This window comes from Pseudomonas sp. SIMBA_067, from assembly GCF_046534675.1.
GTDB lineage: Bacteria > Pseudomonadota > Gammaproteobacteria > Pseudomonadales > Pseudomonadaceae > Aquipseudomonas > Aquipseudomonas putida.
The window spans coordinates 529,483-549,193 of the sequence record NZ_JAWRYH010000002.1 but is presented as its reverse complement, the minus strand read 5'-3'; the positions used below and the strand labels follow the sequence as shown (position 1 = coordinate 549,193).

At 60.1% G+C, this 19,711-nt stretch carries 19 protein-coding genes; 11 read left to right on the top strand and 8 right to left on the bottom strand.

The features are described from left to right. The first annotated feature begins 23 nt into the window (after positions 1-23). From SB765_RS07785 to glmS, 4 genes are all read left to right on the top strand, one after another. A complete protein-coding gene (locus tag SB765_RS07785) occupies positions 24-443 on the top strand; it encodes a F0F1 ATP synthase subunit epsilon (RefSeq protein WP_041167946.1) in 420 nt (139 codons plus the stop codon). Positions 444-564: 121 nt separating this feature from the next. Then, entirely contained in the window at positions 565-1,932 is a 1,368-nt protein-coding gene (gene glmU, locus SB765_RS07780) for a bifunctional UDP-N-acetylglucosamine diphosphorylase/glucosamine-1-phosphate N-acetyltransferase GlmU (RefSeq protein ID WP_410931153.1), read from the top strand. Between the two features lie 190 nt (positions 1,933-2,122). Continuing rightward, complete coding sequence (locus tag SB765_RS07775; protein ID WP_410911844.1) at positions 2,123-2,899, top strand: DeoR/GlpR family DNA-binding transcription regulator; 777 nt, start codon at positions 2,123-2,125, stop codon at positions 2,897-2,899. Between the two features lie 3 nt (positions 2,900-2,902). Then, entirely contained in the window at positions 2,903-4,738 is a 1,836-nt protein-coding gene (gene glmS, locus SB765_RS07770) for a glutamine--fructose-6-phosphate transaminase (isomerizing) (protein WP_341797172.1), read from the top strand. Positions 4,739-4,854: 116 nt separating this feature from the next. Here glmS and lpdA read toward each other — a convergent pair whose 3' ends face one another. Beyond that, positions 4,855-6,255: a dihydrolipoyl dehydrogenase gene (gene lpdA, locus SB765_RS07765; RefSeq protein WP_410931152.1), complete on the bottom strand. Its 1,401-nt coding sequence runs from the start codon at positions 6,253-6,255 to the stop codon at positions 4,855-4,857. 207 nt (positions 6,256-6,462) lie between these two features. On the opposite strand from lpdA, the gene cfaB reads away from it, so the two are divergent. Continuing rightward, positions 6,463-7,647, top strand: a complete 1,185-nt coding sequence (gene cfaB / locus SB765_RS07760) for a C17 cyclopropane fatty acid synthase CfaB (RefSeq protein ID WP_341797170.1) — start codon at positions 6,463-6,465, stop codon at positions 7,645-7,647. A 73-nt stretch (positions 7,648-7,720) separates the two neighbouring features. On the opposite strand, the gene cls is transcribed toward cfaB, so the two are convergent. Continuing rightward, entirely contained in the window at positions 7,721-9,160 is a 1,440-nt protein-coding gene (gene cls / locus SB765_RS07755) for a cardiolipin synthase (RefSeq protein WP_016502288.1), read from the bottom strand. A 131-nt stretch (positions 9,161-9,291) separates the two neighbouring features. On the opposite strand from cls, the gene SB765_RS07750 reads away from it, so the two are divergent. Further along, positions 9,292-9,819 (top strand): DUF3617 domain-containing protein, encoded by a 528-nt coding sequence (locus SB765_RS07750; protein ID WP_016502287.1) that lies wholly within the window; start codon positions 9,292-9,294, stop codon positions 9,817-9,819. Here the strand turns inward: SB765_RS07750 and folE2 are convergent. Further along, positions 9,803-10,708: a GTP cyclohydrolase FolE2 gene (folE2, locus tag SB765_RS07745; protein WP_410931151.1), complete on the bottom strand. Its 906-nt coding sequence runs from the start codon at positions 10,706-10,708 to the stop codon at positions 9,803-9,805. The genes SB765_RS07750 and folE2 overlap by 17 nt on opposite strands. A gap of 25 nt (positions 10,709-10,733) precedes the next feature. Beyond that, positions 10,734-11,114 (bottom strand): glutamine synthetase, encoded by a 381-nt coding sequence (locus tag SB765_RS07740; RefSeq protein WP_410931190.1) that lies wholly within the window; start codon positions 11,112-11,114, stop codon positions 10,734-10,736. Positions 11,115-11,228: 114 nt separating this feature from the next. Between SB765_RS07740 and zigA the strand changes: the two genes are divergently transcribed. From zigA to SB765_RS07725, 3 genes are read left to right on the top strand one after another with little or no spacing between them, the layout of a single operon-like run. Then, positions 11,229-12,434: a zinc metallochaperone GTPase ZigA gene (gene zigA, locus SB765_RS07735; protein ID WP_410931150.1), complete on the top strand. Its 1,206-nt coding sequence runs from the start codon at positions 11,229-11,231 to the stop codon at positions 12,432-12,434. Continuing rightward, positions 12,431-13,057: a DUF1826 domain-containing protein gene (locus SB765_RS07730; protein WP_410931149.1), complete on the top strand. Its 627-nt coding sequence runs from the start codon at positions 12,431-12,433 to the stop codon at positions 13,055-13,057. The genes zigA and SB765_RS07730 overlap by 4 nt, the downstream gene beginning before the upstream one ends. 39 nt (positions 13,058-13,096) lie before the next feature. Beyond that, positions 13,097-14,068: a CobW family GTP-binding protein gene (locus tag SB765_RS07725; RefSeq protein WP_341797166.1), complete on the top strand. Its 972-nt coding sequence runs from the start codon at positions 13,097-13,099 to the stop codon at positions 14,066-14,068. On the opposite strand, the gene SB765_RS07720 is transcribed toward SB765_RS07725, so the two are convergent. After that, positions 14,069-14,461: a DUF3301 domain-containing protein gene (locus SB765_RS07720; protein WP_016489878.1), complete on the bottom strand. Its 393-nt coding sequence runs from the start codon at positions 14,459-14,461 to the stop codon at positions 14,069-14,071. It lies immediately after the preceding gene. Positions 14,462-14,580: 119 nt separating this feature from the next. Between SB765_RS07720 and pdxY the strand changes: the two genes are divergently transcribed. Beyond that, positions 14,581-15,453, top strand: coding sequence for a pyridoxal kinase PdxY (gene pdxY, locus SB765_RS07715; RefSeq protein WP_341797165.1), 873 nt, complete (start codon positions 14,581-14,583; stop codon positions 15,451-15,453). Here the strand turns inward: pdxY and SB765_RS07710 are convergent. Next, positions 15,450-15,935, bottom strand: coding sequence for an acyl-CoA thioesterase (locus SB765_RS07710; protein ID WP_003253263.1), 486 nt, complete (start codon positions 15,933-15,935; stop codon positions 15,450-15,452). The two genes, pdxY and SB765_RS07710, sit on opposite strands and share 4 nt — an antisense overlap. Positions 15,936-16,278: 343 nt before the next feature. Here SB765_RS07710 and SB765_RS07705 point away from each other — a divergent pair, with 343 nt between their 5' ends. Further along, positions 16,279-18,039: a cation:proton antiporter gene (locus tag SB765_RS07705; protein ID WP_410931148.1), complete on the top strand. Its 1,761-nt coding sequence runs from the start codon at positions 16,279-16,281 to the stop codon at positions 18,037-18,039. Between the two features lie 197 nt (positions 18,040-18,236). Here SB765_RS07705 and SB765_RS07700 read toward each other — a convergent pair whose 3' ends face one another. Together SB765_RS07700 and SB765_RS07695 are read right to left on the bottom strand one after the other, a co-directional pair. Beyond that, positions 18,237-18,644: an SMI1/KNR4 family protein gene (locus SB765_RS07700; protein ID WP_016502277.1), complete on the bottom strand. Its 408-nt coding sequence runs from the start codon at positions 18,642-18,644 to the stop codon at positions 18,237-18,239. 114 nt (positions 18,645-18,758) lie between these two features. Beyond that, positions 18,759-19,613: a Tim44 domain-containing protein gene (locus SB765_RS07695; protein WP_016502276.1), complete on the bottom strand. Its 855-nt coding sequence runs from the start codon at positions 19,611-19,613 to the stop codon at positions 18,759-18,761. Positions 19,614-19,711: the final 98 nt, after the last annotated feature.

Here is a 19,711-nt window from a genome sequence, read left to right as displayed (position 1 = left end):
CGCTATCAGGTTGAGGCAAGCAGATGGCTATGACAGTCCATTGCGATATCGTCAGCGCGGAAGGAGAAATTTTCTCCGGTCTGGTCGAGATGGTGGTTGCGCACGGTAACCTGGGTGATCTTGGTATCGCTCCAGGCCACGCGCCGCTGATCACCAATCTGAAGCCAGGTCCGATTACGCTGACCAAGCAGGGTGGCGCCCAAGAGGTGTTCTACATCTCTGGTGGTTTCCTCGAGGTTCAGCCGAACATGGTCAAGGTGCTTGCCGATACCGTGCAACGTGCTGCAGACCTGGATGAAGCGCAAGCTCAGGAAGCCCTCAAGGCTGCCGAGAACGCCCTGAATCTGAAAGGCGCGGACTTCGACTACAGTGCCGCCGCCGCACGTCTGGCCGAGGCCGCAGCCCAGCTGCGTACCGTCCAGCAAATGCGCAAAGGCAAGTAATCGGCCTCGGCTGATAACTTCTGTTGCGATTGAGTAAAAGGGTAGCCTCGGCTACCCTTTTTCTTTTTCTGATTTTTCTCCCCCCGGTCTTTCACTGACCGCCCAGGATTGGTAGCCAGTAATGTCACTCGATATCGTTATTCTCGCCGCCGGCCAAGGCACCCGCATGCGCTCGGCTATGCCCAAGGTGCTGCACCCGGTAGCCGGCAACTCCATGCTCGGCCATGTTATCCACAGCGCGCGCCAGCTGCAGCCGCAAGGTATTCACGTGGTAATTGGTCATGGTGCCGAGCTGGTTCGCGAGCGCCTGGCCGCTGACGACCTGAACTTCGTCATGCAGGAGAAACAGTTGGGTACCGGCCATGCGGTAGCCCAGGCATTGCCGGCCGTGACCGCCGACACCGTGCTGGTGCTGTACGGCGATGTCCCGTTGATCGAAGTGGAGACCCTGCAACGCCTGTTGGCCAAGGCCAATGAACAGCAGCTGGGCCTGCTTACGGTATCGCTCGACGACCCGACCGGCTACGGTCGCATCGTGCGTGACGAGCAAGGCCAGGTGGCTGCCATCGTTGAGCACAAGGACGCCAACGACGCGCAGAAAGCGATCAAGGAAGGCAACACCGGTATTCTGGCCCTGCCAGCCGCGCGCCTGGCCGACTGGATGGGCCGCCTGTCGAACAACAACGCCCAAGGCGAGTACTACCTGACCGACGTCATCGCCATGGCAGTGGCCGACGGCCTGGTGGTAGCCACTGAACAGCCACATGACCCGATGGAAGTGCAGGGCGCCAACGATCGTCGTCAGCTGTCCGAGCTGGAGCGTCACTACCAGCTGCGTGAAGGCCGCCGCCTGATGGCCCAGGGTGTGACCCTGCGGGACCCGGCGCGCTTCGATGTACGGGGGGAAGTGACCGTTGGTCGTGATGTGCTGATCGACATCAACGTGATTCTCGAAGGCAAAGTGGTCATCGAGGACAATGTGCAAATCGGCCCTAACTGCGTCATCAAGAACACCACCCTGCGCAAAGGCGCGGTGGTCAAGGCCAACAGCCACCTTGAAGGCGCCGTGATGGGCGAGGGCAGCGATGCCGGCCCGTTCGCCCGCTTGCGCCCTGGCAGCGTGCTGGACGCCAAGGCCCATGTGGGTAACTTCGTCGAACTGAAAAACGCCCACCTGGGTGAAGGCGCCAAGGCCGGTCACCTGACTTACCTGGGCGATGCTGAAATCGGTGCACGCACCAATATTGGCGCTGGCACCATCACCTGCAACTACGATGGCGCCAACAAGTTCAAGACAGTGATGGGCGAGGACGTGTTCATCGGCTCGAACAACTCGCTGGTGGCGCCTGTGGAAATCAAGGCCGGCGCGACCACCGCAGCCGGTTCGACCATCACCCAGACCGTCGAAGCCGCCGACCTGGCTGTGGGTCGTGCGCGCCAGCGCAATATCTCTGGCTGGAAGCGGCCGGAGAAAATCAAGAAGAGCTGAGTTATTCACAGCTGTTCGATCAAAAGCCGACTTATGTGAATAAGTCGGCTTTTTTATTGGCCGATCGGTGATAGGTGTAGGACCGCGCCAAATCTGACGAAACTATCCACAGGGCAGCAACTGCTTGACGAAACGAGCGTCTTAGGTTTTGATTGCAACCATTATCTTTCGAAACGAAACTTAAGCGCGAATGTCGAAACGAAATACACCCCAGCGGCGGCACAATATCCTGGCTTTGCTCAGCGAGCAGGGTGAGGTGAGCGTGGACGCCTTGGCCAAGCGTTTCGAAACTTCGGAAGTGACCATTCGCAAAGACCTCGCTGCCCTCGAAACCAACGGCCTGTTGCTGCGGCGCTATGGCGGTGCGGTACCGGTGCCGCAAGAACTGCTCGGTGAGCCGGCCCAGCCTGTGTCTTCCTACAAGAAGGCCATTGCGCGTGCCGCCGTCGGGCGTATCCGCGAACATGCGCGCATCATCATCGACAGCGGCAGCACCACGGCAGCCATGATCCCCGAACTGGGGCGCCAGCCCGGCCTGGTGGTGATGACCAATTCGCTGAACGTGGCCCGAGCCATCTGCGACCTCGAACACGAGCCGGTGCTGCTGATGACCGGTGGCACCTGGGACCCCCATTCCGAGTCGTTCCAGGGCCAGGTGGCCGAGCAGGTATTACGCTCTTACGATTTTGATCAGCTGTTCATCGGCGCCGACGGCATCGACCTGGGCCGGGGTACCACCACCTTCAACGAGCTGCTCGGGCTTAGCCGCGTCATGGCCGAAGTCGCCCGTGAAGTGATCGTGATGGTCGAGTCGGACAAGGTGGGGCGCAAGATCCCCAACCTTGAGCTGCCCTGGGGCAGCGTGCACACCCTTATTACAGACGAACGCCTGCCCGCAGAGGCACGCGAACAAATTCAAGCTCGCGGCATCAACCTGATCTGCGCCGCGATCAGCCAGGAGCAATAAAACATGTGTGGAATCGTTGGTGCCGTCGCCGAGCGCAATATCACAGCCATCCTGATCGAAGGTCTCAAGCGTCTTGAGTACCGCGGGTACGACAGCGCCGGTCTTGCCGTGCTCACCCAGAGCGGTGAACTGCAGCGCCGCCGCCGCATCGGCAAGGTCAGCGAGCTGGACGCTGCTGTAGCAGCCGACCCACTGGCCGGCCAGCTGGGCATCGCCCACACCCGTTGGGCTACCCACGGTGCGCCAACCGAAGGCAACGCCCACCCGCACTTCTCGGGCGATGAAGTGGCTGTGGTGCACAACGGCATCATCGAAAACCACGAAGAGCTTCGTGAAGAGCTCAAAGGCCTGGGCTACGTCTTCAATTCGCAGACCGACACCGAAGTCATCGTCCACCTGATCCACCACACCCTGAAGAGCATCCCGGACCTGGCCGATGCCCTGAAAGCCGCTGTGAAGCGCCTGCATGGCGCCTACGGCCTGGCACTGATCAGTGCCAAGCAGCCTGACCGCCTGGTGGCTGCACGCAGCGGCAGCCCGCTGGTCATCGGCCTGGGCCTGGGTGAAAACTTCCTGGCGTCCGACCAGTTGGCCCTGCGCCAGGTCACCGACCGCTTCATGTACCTGGAAGAAGGCGACATCGCTGAAATCCGCCGTGACCAGGTCACCATCTGGGACCAGGAAGGCAACAAGGTCCAGCGCGAAACCGTGCAGTACCATGAAGGTGCCGAAGCTGCCGACAAGGGCAACTATCGCCACTTCATGCTCAAGGAAATCCACGAGCAGCCAAGCGTTGTTCAGCGCACCCTGGAAGGCCGCCTTGGCAAGGATAACGTGCTGGTCCAGGCTTTCGGCCCGAAGGCTGCCGACCTGTTCGCTAAAGTGCGCAACGTGCAGATCGTTGCCTGTGGTACCAGCTACCACGCCGGTATGGTCGCCCGTTACTGGCTCGAAAGCCTGGCTGGTATCCCGTGCCAGGTGGAAGTGGCCAGCGAATTCCGTTACCGCAAGGTGGTGGTGCAGCCGGATACCCTGTTCGTCTCCATCTCGCAGTCTGGCGAAACCGCCGACACCCTGGCCGCGCTGCGTAACGCCAAGGAGCTGGGCTTCCTCGGCAGCCTGGCAATCTGCAACGTGGGCATCAGCTCGCTGGTGCGTGAGTCGGACCTGACCCTGCTGACCTTGGCCGGCCCGGAAATCGGTGTGGCCTCGACCAAAGCCTTCACCACTCAGCTGGTGTCGCTGATGCTGCTGACCCTGGCCCTGGGCCAAGTCCGCGGTACCCTGGAAGAGGGCGTCGAAGCCGAGCTGGTTGAAGAGCTGCGTCGCCTGCCGACCCGCCTGGGTGAAGCCCTGGCCATGGACGCTACTGTCGAGAAAATCGCCGAGCTGTTCGCCGACAAGCACCACACCCTGTTCCTCGGCCGTGGTGCACAGTACCCGGTGGCGATGGAAGGTGCGCTCAAGCTCAAGGAAATCTCCTACATCCACGCCGAAGCCTACCCGGCCGGCGAGCTGAAGCACGGCCCGCTGGCACTGGTGGATAACGACATGCCGGTGGTTACCGTTGCCCCGAACAACGAACTGCTGGAAAAGCTGAAATCCAACCTGCAGGAAGTGCGTGCCCGTGGTGGCGAGTTGGTAGTGTTCGCCGACGAGCACGCTGGCATGACCAATGGTGAAGGCACTCACGTGATCAAGGTTCCGCACATCGCCGATGCGCTGGCGCCGATCCTGTACACCATTCCACTGCAGCTGCTGTCGTACTATGTGGCCGTGCTCAAAGGCACCGACGTGGACCAGCCGCGTAACCTGGCCAAGTCGGTTACTGTCGAATAACCGACGCTGATTGTCCGGTTCGAAAGCCCTCCACAAGGAGGGCTTTTTTCTTTCTGATGCCTAGTAAACAGCGCGCCCAGACATACGATTCGGCAGCATCAACCTGGCGGCTCCGCTCAGATCTGCATCGCCATGCCGTCCACATTCATCGCTGCCTGGCGCAAGGCCTCGGAGCGGGTCGGGTGGGGGTGGCAGGTCAGGGCAATGTCTTCTGCCGAGGCCGAGAACTCCATAGCCACGCAGAACTCACCGATCATCTCGCTGACGCTTGGGCCCACCAGGTGCACACCCAGCACTTCATCGGTTTGGGCATCGGCGATGACTTTGGCGAAGCCTTCGGTCTCGTGGTTGATCTTGGCGCGGCTGTTGGCGGTGAAGGGGAACTTGCCTACTTTATAAGCACGCCCTTCGGCTTTGAGCTGCTCTTCGGTCTTGCCCACGGTGGCCAGCTCCGGGCGGGTGTAGATCACGCCAGGGATGAGGTTGTAGTTGACCTCGTGGGGCTTGCCAGCAATGCGCTCGATGCAGGCTACCGCTTCGTCTTCGGCCTTGTGCGCCAGCATTGGGCCGGAAGTGACGTCACCAATCACCCACACACCGGGCACTGAAGTGCGGTGGTGTTCGTTGCCGAGCATGCCGCGCTTGTCGGTTTCCAGGCCCACGCTTTCAAGGTTCAGCCCCTTGGTATAAGGGCGGCGGCCGATAGCCACCAGCACGTAATCGGCCTGCAGCGATTCTGCGGTGCCGCCAGCAGCAGGCTCCAGCGTCAGGCTCACGCCATCGGCACTTGCAGTGGCTTGGGTCACTTTGCTGCCCAGCTTGAACCCCATGCCTTGCTTGGCGAGTGCCTTTTGTAGGGTTTTGGCGGTTTCCGTGTCGGTACCTGGGCAGATGCGATCAAGGTATTCGATAACGGTCACCTGGCTACCCAGGCGACGCCATACCGAACCCAGCTCAAGGCCGATCACCCCGGCACCGATGACCACCAAGTGCTTGGGCACTTGCGGCAAGGACAGCGCACCGGTCGAGTCGATGATGCGCTGGTTATCGATGGTCACCCCTGGCAGAGGGGTAGGCTCGGAGCCGGTGGCGATGACCACATCCTTGGCTTGCAGCGCAGTTTCGCTGCCATCTTCAGCCTTGACCACAACCTTGCCGATGCCGTCCAGGCGGCCCCAACCTTTGATCCAGTCGACCTTGTTCTTGCGGAACAGGTATTCGATGCCTTTGGTCAGGCCGGTCACGCTCTCGTCCTTCTGTTTCATCATCTGGGCGAGGTTGAGGGTGGGCTTTACTTCGATACCGAGGTGGGCGAACTCGTCCCCGCTGGCGGCTTCGTACAGCTCGGAAGCATGCAACAGTGCTTTGGATGGCATGCAGCCGACGTTCAGGCATGTGCCGCCCAAGGTCGAGCGGCCTTCCACGCAGGCAACGCTCAGGCCCAGCTGGCCAGCGCGGATGGCTGCGTTGTAGCCACCAGGGCCACCGCCGATGATCACCACGTCATAGGATTTCATGGGTTCAACTCCAGGATGTAGAAGCGCGAGAGGGGCACAAGGTTAAGCTGAGATGCAAGAATTGTATACAATCTGCTGCGCGTATAAGACCCGTTGGTTCTAGACCTTGGTCTCGTTTAGAGGAAACATCTCACCAATGAACTACTCTGATCCGGCGACGTTCGAAATTTAAGGCGTCGTAGTCAAACACGGATAGGAGGGTTGTTCATGCTCGCGCAACTTCCACCTGCACTGCAGAGCCTGCATCTGCCGCTGCGGCTGAAATTGTGGGACGGTAACCAGTTCGATCTGGGGCCTAGCCCGCAGGTCACCATCCTGGTCAAAGAGCCCCAGTTGATCAGCCAGTTGACGCACCCGAGCCTGGAGCAGTTGGGCACCGCGTTCGTCGAAGGCAAGCTGGAGCTGGAAGGCGACATCGGTGAAGCCATCCGGGTATGCGATGAACTGAGCGAGGCGCTGTTACCTGATTTCGAAGAAGCTCCGCCGGCGCGGCTTGCCCATGACAAAAGCACTGACGCTGAAGCCATCTCCTATCACTATGATGTTTCCAACGCGTTCTACCGGCTGTGGCTGGATCAGGACATGGCGTATTCGTGCGCTTACTTTCGCGAGCCTGATAACACGCTCGATCAGGCACAGCAGGACAAGTTCGACCACCTGTGTCGCAAGTTGCGCCTGAATGCCGGCGACTACCTGCTGGACGTTGGCTGTGGTTGGGGTGGCCTTGCGCGCTTCGCTGCACGTGAATATGACGCCAAGGTATTCGGCATCACCTTGAGCAAGGAGCAGCTCAAGCTCGGTCGGCAGAGGGTCAAGGCCGAAGGCTTGGCCGACAAGGTCGACCTGCAGATTCTCGACTACCGAGACCTGCCTCAGGATGGCCGCTTCGACAAGGTTGTCAGCGTTGGCATGTTCGAGCATGTCGGGCATGCGAACCTGGCGCTGTATTGCCAGAAACTGTTCGGCGCCGTGAGGGAAGGGGGGCTGGTGATGAACCACGGCATCACCGCCAAGCACATCGATGGACGCCCGGTCGGGCGTGGTGCAGGTGAGTTCATCGACCGCTACGTGTTCCCCCATGGCGAGCTACCTCACCTGTCGATGATCAGCGCCAACATCTGTGAAGCGGGGCTGGAGGTGGTAGACGTGGAAAGCCTGCGCCTGCACTACGCCAAGACCCTGCACCACTGGAGCGCCAACCTTGAGAACCAGTTGCATAAGGCGGCGGCGCTGGTGCCGGAAAAGACTCTGCGCATCTGGCGTCTGTACCTTGCAGGTTGTGCATATGCCTTTGAGAAGGGCTGGATCAACCTGCACCAGATCTTGGCAGTGAAGCCTTATGCGGATGGCCACCACGATCTGCCTTGGACGCGCGAAGACCTGTATCGCTAAGCATGTAGATGCGGATTTTGTGGGAGCGGCCTTGTGTCGCGAAAGGGCCGCTCCCATACCCAGACTGCTTAGCTTAAAGAATTGGCGAAATCAGCCGTGCAATCCGCATCCCCAATTGCTGCAGTCGATGAGTGTCGAGGCTGTCCTCCGCAGTAATTTCCCGCGATTGTTCAAAGTCGTTGATCAGCATGTGCTCGACCTGGTCTGCGAAGCTGCGGTCGACGGTCAGCAGGGTGATCTCGAAATTCAGACGGAACGAGCGGTTGTCCAGGTTGGCGCTGCCGATCGCGCTGACATCATCATCCACCAGCACCACCTTCTGATGCAGGAAGCCCGGCTGATAGCGGAACATGCGTACACCTGCGCGCACCGCTTCGAAGGCGAACAGGCTGGAGGCGGCATAGACCACCCGGTGGTCTGGCCGCGACGGGATCAGCACTCGCACATCGACCCCACGCAGGACCGCCAGGCGCAAGGCGGCGAACACTGCCTCGTCAGGGATGAAGTAAGGGCTGGTGATCCACACCCGTCGGGTAGCAGAATGAATTGCTTCGAGGAAGAACAGCGAGCAGGTTTCCTGCGGGTCGGCCGGGCCGCTGGCCAAGGCCTGGCATAGCACCCCGTTATCTGGGTAGGTATCCGGCAGGATCAGCGGCGGCAGCTGGCGCGTGGCCCAGTACCAATCCTCGGCGAACGACTCCTGCAGACAGGCCAGCACCGGCCCGCCGATCTGTACATGGGTGTCGCGCCAGGGGGAAAGTTTCGGGTGCTCACCGAGGTATTCGTCACCTACGTTGTGCCCACCAATGAAACCCAGCAGGCCGTCCACTACCACGATCTTGCGATGGTTGCGGAAGTTCACCTGGAAGCGGTTGAACCATCCGCGGCGAGTGGCGAAGGCATGAATCTGTACGCCGCCGTCGCGCAGCTGCTGGCTGTATCTGGCTGGCAAGGCATGGCTGCCAACGCGGTCATACAGCACGAACACCTGCACTCCTTCGGCAGCCTTGCGTAACAGCAGCTGCTGTAATGCCTTGCCGAGGGTGTCGTCATGGATGATGAAGAACTGCACCAGTACCACGTCGCGGGCTTTGTCGATGGCGGCGAAGATGGCATCGAACGTGGCTTTGCCATCGATCAGCAACTTCACCTGGTTGTTCGCCAGGCAGGGCATGCGCCCCAGTTTTGGCATTGCGCGCAGGGCTGCATAGCTTTCTGATTCACGGGCGGTCAGGGCTTCTTCCACCCAGGGCCGCCAGTTGAGATTGGCCATGGCCACGTGCATTTCCTGGTTGGCCTGGCGCCTGGCCTTGATGTAGGCATAGAACGAGCGGGCGCCGAAGACCAGGTAGGGGATCAAGGTAAGGTAGGGGATGAAGAACAAGGGCATGGCCCAGGCGATTGCACCTTGGGCGGTACGCACGGTGAAGATTGCGTGCAGTGCGGCGACGATACCCAGTAGGTGAATCAGTCCGAGTAGGTAACCAAAAAAGTAGGGGCTGTGGTAGTCCATATGCATCCTGCTTGCCGAGTACACTTGAGCTAACAGAACACGTTCCCGGTCCGCCTTGCAACCTGAAGGTGGATTTGGCGTCCAAGGTTCAGCCCGGCCCGATTGGCCGGTTTTTTCAGGAGCGATCGTCCATGAAGATTCGTCTGCCACTGTTGGCGTTGGCCCTGGCTGCGAGCAGCCCGCTGGTGCATGCGCAGGTGCTGCAACCAGGTTTGTGGGAGCTGACCACCAGCAACATGCAGGTCGATGGCAAGCCGCTACCCGACATGCAGTTCATGCTCGGTCAGTTGAAAAACCTGCCGCCAGAGCAGCGCGCGATGATGGAAGGGGTGTTGGCCAAACAAGGGGTGACGGTCGGTGGCAACGGCGTGCGTTCGTGCCTGACGCCAGAGCAGGTGGCAACCAACGACATCCCACTGCAGGACCCGAAGTCGGGCTGCACGCAGAAGATCACCGACCGTACCGGCAATGTGTGGAAGTTTCAGTTCAGCTGCCCCAAGGCACAGGGCACTGGCCAGGCCACCTTCCTCAGTGACCGGGAATTCACCACGCAGGTCAGTGGTACCTTCAACGCTTCGGGTGTGCAGCAGCAAGGCAGCATGAACACCCGTGCGGTGTGGCTGGGCAATGACTGTGGCACTGTCAAACCGCGCAGCTGACGTCCCATTGCCATTGGCTGATGGCGACCGCGTCGTGGGCATGTAGGCTTTCTGCATGCTCCACGCGCAGCTTGAACGCCGTGCTCCATTCCAACTGCCGTAGCGCCTTGTGCAGGCGTCGTGCGGCGTCCTCACAGAACATCAGGTTCTGCCCGTTGGCCAAGGCGAAGGCTTGCTCGTCCGCACGCTTCACCGCGGTCTGCACAGCGGTCCCCAAGCTTGCCTCAATACAATCGATCATTTCGGTGATGGGTAATACGTGCTCATTGCTGCGCAGCCTTACTTGAATGTGTGCGGTACTTCGTTGGCTGTGCGGCGTCGCCACAATACCTTCGGCGCTGCCAAGCCACTGCATTACTGCGGACTTTTCGACTTGGTCTTCGCTGAAGTCGTCCAGGAACTGCTGTTGGATCAGCTGGCGTGCTAGCGCAGCTGAGCATGGACAGGTAGAGGAGTAGGGTACGGAAACAGATAGTTCCACGTGGAACATTTCATTTTCTAGCCGTGCATCGACCGAAACGGCGTAGTTTTTCCAGCCTGCCAAGGGGCTGATCAAGGCCGGCCTTTTCAGCAGATGCTCAAACCGCAGGCGCAGGTAGGCTGCCGAAGAAAGGCCTTCATGGCTGCTCAGGAAATCAGCCAGTAGCTGTCTGATTGCGAGTGGAGTGAGGGGCTGGCGCTCCAATGTCTCAAGGGCAAGGTAAAGTCGCGACATATGGATACCGCGTGAACTGCAGTCTACCAGGCTTACCCCTGCATCGATTTTGGCGGCTGCGGTGTGCCCTTCGAATTGCACAGGCAAGGCGATCCCGCACATGCCCACCCAGTCCAAAGGCAAGGTGTACTCCAGGGTTTGTGCTGCGATGTCGGGGAGCTTGAGCTGGGTCATCTGGCTTTCCAAACAAAAAGAGGCATCAGTGGCAACCGGCGATCAGGCTGCAATGCAGCTTGAAGCGCTGCCCCCTGGAGCTGGATACGCGGTTCAGGGTCGTCCAGCCAACGCGACGGCTGTAACCCACCCAGGCTTCGCCATCGCTGGCCAGGCCGGTAAAAAAGGTCAACGTGCCATAGCGGCTGTTGGTTTGTGCCCATAGGCGCCGGCTGGTGAAGTCGTAGCCGCGCAGGTAGAACGTATTGCCTTCGCTGCGCATGCTGTAATAGCTGCCTTTGCCGTCCTGGCAGGCAAGCAGTGTCGCGCTGCGTGTACACATCGCCAACGGGCTGTTCTTTGGCATGGCGATCAGCGAAGTAGGCATGGCGAGCAACAGCAACACCATGGCGCGCAGCAGATTCATTTTCATCCCCGGTGAATACTCGTCCGTCGAGAACGGCTTGGCGAAATTGTATTGTTACTTTATAACATTGTGCAATGCATCGTTTCGAATGCGCTCGCCTGAAGAGGTTTCGCCATGTCCAATCGTCTCCCTGTCACCGTGCTGTCTGGCTTCCTTGGTGCCGGCAAGAGCACTCTGCTCAACCATGTGCTGCGTAACCGCGACAACCTGCGGGTCGCGGTCATCGTCAACGACATGAGTGAAATCAACATCGACGCCAGCGAGGTGCAGCGCAACGTCAGCCTCAACCGCGCTGAAGAGAAACTGGTCGAGATGAGCAACGGCTGCATCTGCTGCACACTGCGTGAAGACCTGCTCGAAGAGGTTGCGCGGCTGGCCGAGGAAGGCCGCTTCGATTATTTGCTCATCGAGTCCACGGGTATCTCGGAGCCGCTGCCGGTTGCCGAGACGTTCACGTTTCGCGACGAGCAGGGCCGCAGCCTTTCCGACATGGCGCGGTTGGACACCATGGTCACTGTGGTCGATGGCCTGAATTTTTTACGCGATTACCAGGCAGCAGACAGCCTGGCCAGCCGTGGTGAAACCTTGGGCGAAGAGGACGAGCGGTCGATCAGTGATCTGCTGATTGAGCAGGTGGAGTTCGCCGATGTGCTGTTGTTGAGCAAGATCGACCTGATCAGTCAGCACGAGCGTGAAGAACTTATGGCCATTTTGCGTAGCCTCAACGCCCGGGCGCAGATCGTGCCCATGGTCATGGGCCAGGTGCCGCTGGCGCGCATCCTGGACACTGGCCTTTTCGACTTCGACCAGGCTGCTCAAGCGCCTGGCTGGTTGCAAGAATTGCGCGGCGAGCATATGCCGGAGACCGAAGAGTACGGCATCGCGGCCACAACCTGGCAGGGGCGGCGGCCACTTCATCCACAGCGCTTTTTCGATTTTATCCACAAGCCCTGGAGCAATGGTCGGCTGCTGCGTTCGAAGGGTTTTTTCTGGTTGGCCAGCAAGTACCAGGAAGCCGGTAGCTGGTCCCAGGCAGGTGGCATGATACGTCACGGCCTGGCGGGCCGTTGGTGGCGTTTCGTGCCGCGCGAGCAGTGGCCGCAGGATGTGGATAACACTGCCGATATCTTGAAACACTGGCACGCCGAAACCGGTGACTGCCGGCAGGAATTGGTGTTCATTGGCCAGAATATCGACTTCAAAAAGTTATCCACAGAGCTTGAGGCCTGCTTGTTGACGGATGAAGAAATGGAGTTGGGACCTATGGGCTGGTTGCGTCTGCCTGATCCATTTGGCCCTTGGCACGAGGAGGCAGCATGAACCAGGCGCTCAAACCTGTGGATATCTTCCAGGTGTTTGGCGAAACGCCGCTGGTGTTGACCGACGTGCTGCAGGACGGCGTGAACCTGGCGGTCTGGCGCCGGCGCTTGCCGCCACAGCTGGAGGATTTTGCCGAGCTGGTAGTCAGCCTTAAGCAACCCCTGGCAGATCAGTGGGTAATCGAGGTGGACGAGCAGCAGATGCCGGTTTTGTCGGATTTGCTACGCGAAGCGGCGGACTTCCACGGTTACGAAGCATTCGTGGCCGATGTAGCCTGGCTGGTGGCGGCATATACCTGCCTGGTTGGCGCGCGGCGGGTCGGTTTGCGCCTGCGGGTGCTGACCGGGCCCATGTGCCCACGCTTTCATGTGGATAACGTGCCGTTGCGATTGCTCACCACCTACGCGGGCCCGGGTAGCGAGTGGTTGCGAGAGCAGGAGAGCCCACGCGGGGAGTTACACACAGCTCAAGTGCCTGTGGATAATATTCAGAAATTGCACGTCGGTGAAGTGGCTGTACTCAAGGGCGAGCAGTGGCAGGGCAACGAAGGTGCAGGGCTGGTGCACCGCTCGCCCTCGGGCCAGCAAGGGCGCCTGCTGCTCAGCCTTGACTGGCTAGCCTGACGGCGCATAGTGAGCCATCACCCCGCCTGAAGCCATCCCATGCTGCAGAACATTCCCACCCATGTGATTGCTGGCCCACTGGGGGCCGGCAAGACCACCCTGATCCGCCATCTGCTTGCCCAGCGCCCGGGCAACGAACGCTGGGCGGTATTGATCAACGAATTCGGCCTGGTTGGCCTGGATGCGGCCTTGCTCAGCCGTGACGAAGATGGCATCGCCATCGGCGAGGTTGCAGGCGGCTGCCTGTGTTGTGTCAACGGCATGCCGTTTCAGGTGGGCCTGGGCCGGTTATTGCGCAAATCCCGGCCTGACCGGCTTTTTATCGAGCCGTCTGGCCTGGGCCACCCGCTGCAGCTGCTTGCTCAGCTGAAACAGGCTCCGTGGGCTGGAGTGCTGACAATCCAGCCGTTGTTGATGGTTGTCGATGCGCAATCCATGGCGCGAAACGAGCCGCTTCCGGAGGCCCAACAGCAGGCTTTCAACGCGTCTGAATACGTGGTTTTCAACAAGTCAGAGGCTGTGGATGAAAAATCTAAGTTGTTGATAACTAATAAATTTAACGATAAGAATGTGATGTGGTCGGTACAGGGCCAGGTGCCGCTATCAAGCCTTCCTGGTGCCCTGGTACAGATTGTCGACAGCCAATTTGAGGAAAACCAGATTGTCGACAATCTTGGGGGAGCCCCAACAATATTGTGGACAGACCCCAGCCAGCCGATCTGTCTTGCCCAAGAGGGGGAGGGAGGTTGGAGCATTGGCTGGCGCTGGCATCCCGCACAGCAGTTTTATCCACAGCGCCTACTGGCGTTCTTGAGGACCTTGCCATGGCGGCGTGCGAAAGGGGTTATCCACAGCCTGGAAGGTTGGCAGTCATTCAATGGGCTCAAGGGTGACATGCCGATGTGGCAGCCCAGTGAATGGCGAAGGGATAGCCGTATCGAGCTGATTTTTGATCAGCCGCAATCGCAACCCACGCTGCAAGCGGGGTTGAGCGAATGCCGCGTCAGGTGATCAATTGCGCCAGCGATTGTGCTCCTGGCGCCACTGCTGCATCTCGATGACATTGTCGGTGCGTGGCGGGGTCTTGATTTCGAACGGGTAGGGCGCCAGCTCGATCTGCACGCTGTGCGCGCCAAACTGGGTCACGGTACCGGGGTGGCGTTGCTCGCCGGTAACGGTGAATTCGAAGGCATAGATGCGTGCCAGGCGCTTGCGGCCATTGGCATCACGGACAAAGGCGATGCGCTTGAGTGCGACGGCATCGTCGAGCAGCTCCAGGTCGAGCTTGGCGCAGTGCTGTTTGACCCGTTCAAGGGCTTTTTCGCGCAACCCATGGTTGTGCCACAACCAGCCGCCTGCCGTGGCTAACAGCATCAGGACGAAGACATTCTCCAGGGTCAACATTTGCATATGCTCCAAACAGGTAGATCCAGCTTAACTGCGTCCCTGGCCTGTCGTACAGGTGGCAATCGAGTTCATACTGCGCTGCGCACAATCCTTGAAACAGCTTTGGAAACCCCCGCATGAAACGTACCCCGCACCTGCTCGCCATCCAGTCCCATGTGGTGTTCGGCCACGCCGGCAACAGCGCCGCGGTGTTTCCCATGCAGCGTATCGGGGTCAATGTCTGGCCACTCAATACCGTGCAGTTCTCCAATCACACACAGTATGGCCAGTGGGCGGGTGAAGTGCTTGCCCCGGCGCAAATTCCTGCATTGGTGGAAGGTATTTCCAACATTGGCGAACTGGGTCACTGCGATGCGGTGCTTTCTGGCTACCTGGGCAGTGCCGAGCAGGGGCGGGCTATCCTGGCGGGTGTCGAGCGGATCAGGGCGGTAAACCCGAAGGCTCTGTACCTGTGTGACCCGGTCATGGGGCACCCGGAGAAAGGCTGCATCGTGCCACAGGAAGTCAGCGAGTTCCTGCTCGACGAGGCGGCGGCGCGGGCCGACATCCTGTGCCCCAACCAGCTGGAGCTGGACAGCTTCTGTGGGCGCCGCGCGCAGTCGCTGGAGGATTGCGTGAGCATGGCGCGCAGGCTGTTGCAGCGTGGGCCGAAGGTGGTACTGGTCAAACACCTGGTTTACCCCGGGCGGGCCGAAGACCAGTTCGAAATGCTGCTGGTGACCGCCGAGCACAGCTGGCACCTGCGCCGCCCGCTGCTGGCGTTCCCGCGTCAGCCGGTGGGGGTGGGTGATCTGACCTCAGGCTTGTTCCTGGCCCGCGTGCTGCTCGGCGACAGCTGGGTGCAGGCGTTCGAATTCACCGCTGCAGCCGTGCATGAGGTGCTGCTGGAAACCCAGGCCTGCGCCAGCTACGAACTGCAGCTGGTACGGGCCCAGGACCGCATCGCCCACCCGCGGGTGCGCTTCGAGGCGCAGTTGCTGGCGTTTTAGATCGCGTCGGTTTTCAGGTCCTGGTAGCGCTTCTCCAGCTCTTGGCGGATCTGGCGGCGCTGCTGGCCTTGCAGGAAGCGGCGTTTTTCTTCGCTGCTGTGCGGCTGGCGCGGCGGCACCGGCACCGGGCGGCGATTGTCGTCGACTGCGACCATGGTGAAGAAACAGCTGTTGGAATGGCGCACCGAGCGCTCGCGAATGTTCTCGGTCACCACTTTGATGCCGACTTCCATCGAGGTGTTGCCGGTGTAGTTGACCGACGCCAGGAAGGTCACCAGTTCACCCACGTGCACGGGCTCGCGGAAGATCACCTGGTCGACCGACAAGGTCACCACATAGCTGCCGGCATAGCGGCTGGCGCACGCGTAGGCCACTTCGTCGAGGTACTTGAGCAGGGTGCCGCCATGTACGTTGCCAGAAAAGTTGGCCATGTCCGGGGTCATCAGGACGGTCATGCTCAGCTGGGCGTTTCCAGGTTCCATAGTGTGCTCACGGTGAGGTTGCGCTGAATCGGGCGAATGGAGGGCGTTATCTGCTGACACTTCTGTTCCCCTCTTTTGAATTTGCCGTACGAATACGGGACGTTGCCTGACGCGCCATCGTCACGCTGATCATGCCATCAGCGGCGCTTTTCCAGCCGATCTGTTTCTGCATATTGCACCGGCTATTTGCGGCGAGGTGCGATGTTAACCTGAGTACGCCCATGCACCATGGGCTTTCCTGCACTCAATACAGTATGTACTTGCTGCTCGCTCAGGTTTGCCTTGGCAGAGGAGCGGTCTGCCCAGGCATCCATAAAAAAGACGAGAAAAGGAGTATCACGCCATGCATGCCATCAGCTTCATCCAGGACCTGGCAGTCATCATGATGGTCGCTGGCGTGGTCACCATTGTTTTTCACCGCCTCAAGCAGCCGGTGGTGCTGGGCTACATTGTCGCAGGCTTCATCATCGGCCCGCACACCCCGCCATTCGGCCTGATCCATGACGAAGAGACCATCAAGATCCTTGCCGAACTAGGGGTGATCTTCCTGATGTTCTGCCTGGGGCTCGAATTCAGCCTGCGCAAGCTGTTCAAGGTTGGCGCCACGGCGTTCATCGCGGCGTTCCTGGAAATCGTGCTGATGATCTGGATCGGTTTCGAGATCGGACGCTGGTTCGGCTGGAGCACCATGGACTCACTGTTCCTCGGCGCGATCCTGGCTATTTCCTCGACCACCATCATCGTCAAGGCACTGAACGACCTGAAGATGAAGAACGAGCGCTTCGCCCAGCTGATCTTCGGCGTACTGATCGTGGAGGACATCCTCGGTATCGGCATTATCGCCCTGCTGTCCGGCATCGCTGTCAGCGGCTCGGTCAGCTCGGGGGAAGTGTTCTCCACCGTAGGAAAATTGTCGCTGTTCATGATCGTTGCATTGGTCATCGGCATTCTGCTGGTGCCGCGGCTGCTGGCCTATGTGGCCAAGTTCGAAAGCAACGAAATGCTGCTGATTACCGTGCTTGGCCTGTGCTTCGGCTTCTGCCTGTTGGTGGTGAAGCTGGAATACAGCATGGTGCTGGGCGCCTTCCTGATTGGCGCGATCATGGCCGAATCGCGTCAGTTGCTGAAGATCGAACGCCTGATCGAGCCGGTACGCGACCTGTTCAGCGCCATCTTCTTCGTCGCCATCGGCCTGATGATCGACCCTCAGGTACTCGTCGATTACGCCTGGCCGATCGTGGTCATTACCTTGGCGGTGGTACTGGGCAAGATGCTCTCCTGTGGCATGGGGGCGTTCATTGCCGGTAATGACGGGCGCACGTCGCTGCGGGTGGGCATGGGCCTTTCGCAGATTGGCGAGTTTTCCTTCATCATCGCCGCGCTGGGCATGACGCTGCAGGTAACCAGCGACTTCCTATACCCGGTGGCGGTCGCAGTATCGGCCATCACCACGCTGTTGACGCCTTACCTGATCCGTGCGGCCGACCCGCTGTCGCAAAAGCTTGGTAATGTGGTGCCCAGCCGCCTGGCGCGGGTGCTTTCGTTGTATGGCGAGTGGTTGCGCAACATCCAGCCGCAGGGCGAGAGCGCCATGCTGGCCGCAATGATCCGGCGCATCCTGTTGCAGGTGGGGGTGAACCTGGCGCTGGTGATCGCCATCTTCTTCAGTGGTGGTTACTTTGCAGGGCGTATCGGCAACTGGCTCAGTGAGTGGGTCAGCGATGTCAGCCAGCAGAAGGCGATGATCTGGGGGGCGGCGTTGTTGCTGTCGCTGCCATTCCTGATCGCTGCCTATCGTAAGCTCAAGGCGCTGTCGATGCTGCTGGCAGAAATGGGCGTGAAGCCGGAAATGGCCGGGCGGCATACCCAGCGTGTACGCCGCGTGATCGCCGAAGTTATTCCGCTGTTGTCACTGCTGGTGATTTTCATGCTGCTGTCGGCTTTGTCGGCGAGCATTCTGCCCACCAGCGAGTTGCTGTTGGTCATTGCTGTGGTGGCCGCAGTGGTGGTGGCCTTGTTGTGGCGCTGGTTCATCCGCGTGCACACGCGCATGCAGATTGCCTTGCTGGAGACGCTGGAAAACAGTCGCGAGAATACGCACTGAAGGGAGCAATGCTCCCTGCGCAAGATTTCATCGTCGTCCGAGGGGATGGAGCGGTAGCAATGTCGCCAGGCGCAGAAAGCCTGGCGATTCTAGCTACATTGATGGCACTGGGCCATAAATTTTCCTGTGCTTGTACCCGCCTCTTCGCGGGCTTGGCCGCTCCCACAGGTATCGCACAGGCGCTGCAGAGATTGAGATCAGCTCTCCAGCCACACATCCCGCGCCCAGTGCCACACCGACTCCCAGCTCTCTTCACCGGCGATTTCCTCTTCCGCATCCCAAAGCACCACGGTGCCGTCTTCTTCGACGCAGTAGTAGTTGTCGCCGTCCTGGCACAGCGGAATCAGGTCGCGCGGCACGCCGGCATCCCAGGCGTTGGCGGCGACGTCGGGCAGGTAGGTGTGCGATTGTGGGTCGGTGACAGTCACCGGCTCCAGCGAGCCATACACCACGTCGCTGACGGTCAGTAGAAACTCTTTGAACACGAACGGTATGTTGATGAACAGCTCTTCTTCGATTTCGACCAACTGGTCCTCGTCGGGAAGCTCCAGGGGCACCGGCACTGGCTGATTGGCTTCACGGAGTTGTTCGATCACTTCTTCCACGGTTCACTTCCTCTGACCTAGATGACAACGCTGCGCGTTATACCCTAGTAGGCCACTCTGGCAAAAGCAAAAACCCCGGGACAGGCCCGGGGTTTTTTGTACAGCACGCTGCGGTTAGCCGTTTTGACGGATACCGGCGACCAGCCAAGGCTGGTTCTCGCCTGGGGCGCGAACCATGTGCCAGCTTTCGCTGAACACTTCGCCCTGGTCGAAGCGCGAGTTCTTCGACACGCCACGGAAGGTCAGGGTGGCGTCGGTACGGTCGGCACGGTCGTCGATACCGTCCAGCTGTACTTCGAGGTTGTCGATGTAGGTGGACTGGAAGCCGTCACCCAGTTCAGCACGCTCACGCTTGAGGAACTCGAGCATTTGCGGGGTGACGAACTCGGTGATCTTGTCCATTTCGTTGGCATCCCAATGCTGCTGCAGCGACTGGAAGTGGTTACGGGCAGCAGCCAGGAAGCTTTGCTCGTTGAACCAGGCCGGGGCGTTGATCACCGGGGCAGCGGCGGCAGGTGCAGCCGAACCACCAAACACAGATTGCTGTGCCGGCTGGTTGTGAGCTTCACGCTGCATCGGCGCATGGCCTGGCATGGCCATTTGCGGCTGCTGCTGGCGGCGGCGTGCGGCAATGAAGCGGAACACCAGGAAGGCGATGAGCGCCACGATCAGGAAGTCCATGATCTGGAAGCCCTCGAAACCGTCGCCCATGAACATGGACGCCAGCAGGCCACCGGCGGCCAGGCCGGCCAGTGGGCCCAGCCAGCGCGAAGCACCGCTGGCGGCCGGAGCTGCACGACCAGGTGCGGCAGCCGGTGCGGCGGCAGGCGTGGTTGGCGTAGCCTGGCGGGTCTGGTGGATAGGCGCGGAGCCCGAGCTCTTGCCGCCGCCGAAACGCTTGGCGTTGGCGTCCAGGCTCAGCGTCAGGCCGACGCAGAGCGCCAGTGCGATGCTAAGAAAACGTTGCATAAGTGGGATATCCCCTGTTGTGGATTGCACGCGCGTCATGGTGCACAGGTTCCAGGGCACATGACCAGCGACATAGTGTTTCGAGCTTTTGCCTGAAT

Excerpts from the sequence above, each read along its gene's own strand:
- SB765_RS07785 (WP_041167946.1), top strand. The coding sequence starts at position 24 with ATGGCTATGACAGTCCATTGCGATATCGTCAGCGCGGAAGGAGAAATT.
- glmU (WP_410931153.1), top strand. The coding sequence starts at position 565 with ATGTCACTCGATATCGTTATTCTCGCCGCCGGCCAAGGCACCCGCATG.
- SB765_RS07775 (WP_410911844.1), top strand. The coding sequence starts at position 2,123 with ATGTCGAAACGAAATACACCCCAGCGGCGGCACAATATCCTGGCTTTG.
- glmS (WP_341797172.1), top strand. The coding sequence starts at position 2,903 with ATGTGTGGAATCGTTGGTGCCGTCGCCGAGCGCAATATCACAGCCATC.
- lpdA (WP_410931152.1), bottom strand. The coding sequence starts at position 6,255 with ATGAAATCCTATGACGTGGTGATCATCGGCGGTGGCCCTGGTGGCTAC.
- cfaB (WP_341797170.1), top strand. The coding sequence starts at position 6,463 with ATGCTCGCGCAACTTCCACCTGCACTGCAGAGCCTGCATCTGCCGCTG.
- cls (WP_016502288.1), bottom strand. The coding sequence starts at position 9,160 with ATGGACTACCACAGCCCCTACTTTTTTGGTTACCTACTCGGACTGATT.
- SB765_RS07750 (WP_016502287.1), top strand. The coding sequence starts at position 9,292 with ATGAAGATTCGTCTGCCACTGTTGGCGTTGGCCCTGGCTGCGAGCAGC.
- folE2 (WP_410931151.1), bottom strand. The coding sequence starts at position 10,708 with ATGACCCAGCTCAAGCTCCCCGACATCGCAGCACAAACCCTGGAGTAC.
- SB765_RS07740 (WP_410931190.1), bottom strand. The coding sequence starts at position 11,114 with ATGAATCTGCTGCGCGCCATGGTGTTGCTGTTGCTCGCCATGCCTACT.
- zigA (WP_410931150.1), top strand. The coding sequence starts at position 11,229 with ATGTCCAATCGTCTCCCTGTCACCGTGCTGTCTGGCTTCCTTGGTGCC.
- SB765_RS07730 (WP_410931149.1), top strand. The coding sequence starts at position 12,431 with ATGAACCAGGCGCTCAAACCTGTGGATATCTTCCAGGTGTTTGGCGAA.
- SB765_RS07725 (WP_341797166.1), top strand. The coding sequence starts at position 13,097 with ATGCTGCAGAACATTCCCACCCATGTGATTGCTGGCCCACTGGGGGCC.
- SB765_RS07720 (WP_016489878.1), bottom strand. The coding sequence starts at position 14,461 with ATGTTGACCCTGGAGAATGTCTTCGTCCTGATGCTGTTAGCCACGGCA.
- pdxY (WP_341797165.1), top strand. The coding sequence starts at position 14,581 with ATGAAACGTACCCCGCACCTGCTCGCCATCCAGTCCCATGTGGTGTTC.
- SB765_RS07710 (WP_003253263.1), bottom strand. The coding sequence starts at position 15,935 with ATGGAACCTGGAAACGCCCAGCTGAGCATGACCGTCCTGATGACCCCG.
- SB765_RS07705 (WP_410931148.1), top strand. The coding sequence starts at position 16,279 with ATGCATGCCATCAGCTTCATCCAGGACCTGGCAGTCATCATGATGGTC.
- SB765_RS07695 (WP_016502276.1), bottom strand. The coding sequence starts at position 19,613 with ATGCAACGTTTTCTTAGCATCGCACTGGCGCTCTGCGTCGGCCTGACG.